This is a genomic window from Humidesulfovibrio sp. (genome assembly GCF_035560995.1).
Classification (GTDB): Bacteria; Desulfobacterota; Desulfovibrionia; order Desulfovibrionales; family Desulfovibrionaceae; genus Humidesulfovibrio.
This window is the reverse complement of record NZ_DATMYK010000023.1, coordinates 1-2072: the sequence shown is the minus strand read 5'-3', so window position 1 is coordinate 2072 and position 2072 is coordinate 1. Positions and strand designations below refer to the sequence as shown.

At 67.7% G+C, this 2072-nt stretch carries 4 protein-coding genes; all 4 read left to right on the top strand.

The window, feature by feature from the left end; all coding sequences use genetic code 11:
• The first annotated feature begins 10 nt into the window (after positions 1-10).
• The gene (locus VN419_RS00715; RefSeq protein WP_325643392.1) at positions 11-793 is read left to right on the top strand and encodes a class III extradiol ring-cleavage dioxygenase; all 783 of its coding nucleotides are present in this window, start codon (positions 11-13) and stop codon (positions 791-793) included.
• A gap of 51 nt (positions 794-844) precedes the next feature.
• A complete protein-coding gene (gene queD, locus VN419_RS00710; RefSeq protein WP_325643390.1) occupies positions 845-1243 on the top strand; it encodes a 6-carboxytetrahydropterin synthase QueD in 399 nt (132 codons plus the stop codon).
• The gene (locus tag VN419_RS00705; protein WP_325643388.1) at positions 1240-1878 is read left to right on the top strand and encodes a radical SAM protein; all 639 of its coding nucleotides are present in this window, start codon (positions 1240-1242) and stop codon (positions 1876-1878) included. The genes queD and VN419_RS00705 overlap by 4 nt, the downstream gene beginning before the upstream one ends.
• An 8-nt stretch (positions 1879-1886) precedes the next feature.
• A partial coding sequence (locus tag VN419_RS00700; protein ID WP_325643385.1) for a 7-cyano-7-deazaguanine synthase occupies positions 1887-2072 on the top strand: 186 nt, incomplete at its 3' end.

Below are 2072 nucleotides of genomic sequence, written 5' to 3'. Positions count from 1 at the left end.
GGGAGCCCCCATGCCCGACACAATGCCCACCCTCTTCGTCTCCCACGGCGCGCCTACGCTCGTCATGGACTCCGTGCCCACGCGCGACTTCCTGCGCGGCCTTGGGAACGAGCTGCCCCGGCCCAAGGCCGTCATCGCGGTCTCCGCCCATTGGGATACGCCGGACACGCGCCTGTCCAGCGGAACGCAGCCGCACACCATGTACGACTTCTACGGTTTCCCCGACGCGTTGTACGAGATGACCTACGCGGCTCCCGGCGCACCCGAACTGGCGCACAAGGCGGCGCAGTTGCTGGAGGCAGCGGGTCTGCCCGCCCAGTTGGACGAGAAGCGCGGCTTCGATCACGGGGCCTGGGTGCCGCTCTCCCTCATGTACCCACAGGCGGACATTCCCGTGGTGCAGCTGTCCATCAGCTCGCGCAAATCCCCGGCGCATCACGTGGCCCTCGGCCGGGCGCTGGCCCCCCTGCGCGAGGAGGGCGTGCTCGTCATGGCCAGCGGCAACGCCACGCACAACCTGCGCGAGGTCTTCAGCCACGACATGCTGGAGGCTCCGGTTCCCTACGCCAAGGCCTTCGCGGACTGGCTCACCGGGCGGATTGAGGCGAACGACGAGGCCGCCCTGCTGGATTATCTGGCCCAGGGACCGAACGGACCCAGGAACCACCCCACGGCCGACCACTATGTGCCGCTGCTGGCGGCCTTTGGCGCTGGCGGGGGCGCGGGAAAAATCCTGCACGACGGCTACACCTACGGGGTGCTCTCCATGGCGGCCTACGCCTGGGGCCTGTAGGCGCGCCCTTACGCATTGACGACCCGGCACAGGAGGCCGTAGCATCCGCCCATGAAACGCAATTACGAACTCAGCGTGCGCGGGGAATTCTGCGCCGCGCACAGGCTGGACGGCTACCCCGGCAACTGCCAAAACACCCACGGCCACAACTGGGGCGTGACGGCCTACGTGCTGTGCCAGGACCTGGACAAAATCGGCATGGGCCTGGACTTCCGCGAGATCAAGCTGCTGCTGCGCGAGGCGCTTTCCAGCCTGGATCACGCCTGCCTGAACGACCTGGAGCCCTTCAACGGCCAGAACCCCACGGCCGAGAACATCGCCCGGCACCTGTACCACGACCTTGGCCGCAGGCTGGCGGAACGCGCGCCCAAAACGTCCGGGGCCCGCGTGTCGCGCATCCGCATCGCGGAAACCCCCGGCGCGGAGGTTACCTACTGGGAGGAGCCTTGAGCCTCCAGGTCTGCGAGATCTTCAAGAGCCTGCAGGGCGAATCCACCTGGGCCGGCCGGCCCTGCGTGTTCGTGCGCCTGACGGGCTGCAACCTGCGCTGCCGCTGGTGCGACACCCCCTATGCCTACGAAGGCGGCGAGGCGCTCTCCCAGCGCGAAGTGCTGGAACGTGTCGAAGCCCTCGGCGACGGGCTCATCGAGTTCACCGGGGGCGAGCCGCTGATGCAGCCCTCGGCCGTCGACCTCATGAACGCCCTGGCCCGCAGCGGGCGCAGCGTGCTGGTGGAGACCAACGGCAGCCGCGACATCTCCGTGCTGGCGCCGGAAGTCATAGCCATCGTGGACATGAAGGGGCCCTCCAGTGGCGAGTCCGATAAAATGGACACCGGCAATCTGGACCGCCTGCGCGAACGCGATGAAGTGAAATTCATCATCGCCGACCGCGAGGACTGGCAGCACATGCTGAACCTCCTGCCCCGCATCGACACCTGCCGCAACGTGGTGAACGTTTCCCCGCTGTTCGGCGGCGTGGACCCGGCCGGGCTGGCCCGCTGGATTCTCGAGTCCGGCCTGGACCTGCGCCTGAACCTGCAGCAGCACAAATACATCTGGAACCCGGACGCGCGCGGCGTCTAGGAGCGACAATGCAGACCCCGAACACCGCCCTGGTCGTCTTCTCCGGCGGGCAGGACTCCACCACCTGCCTGGCCTGGGCCCTGGCCAACTTCGACCGGGTCGAGACCATCGGCTTCGACTACGGCCAGCGCCACAGCATCGAGCTGGAATGCCGCCAGACCGTTCTTTCCCAGCTGCGCCAGCACTACCCGGAC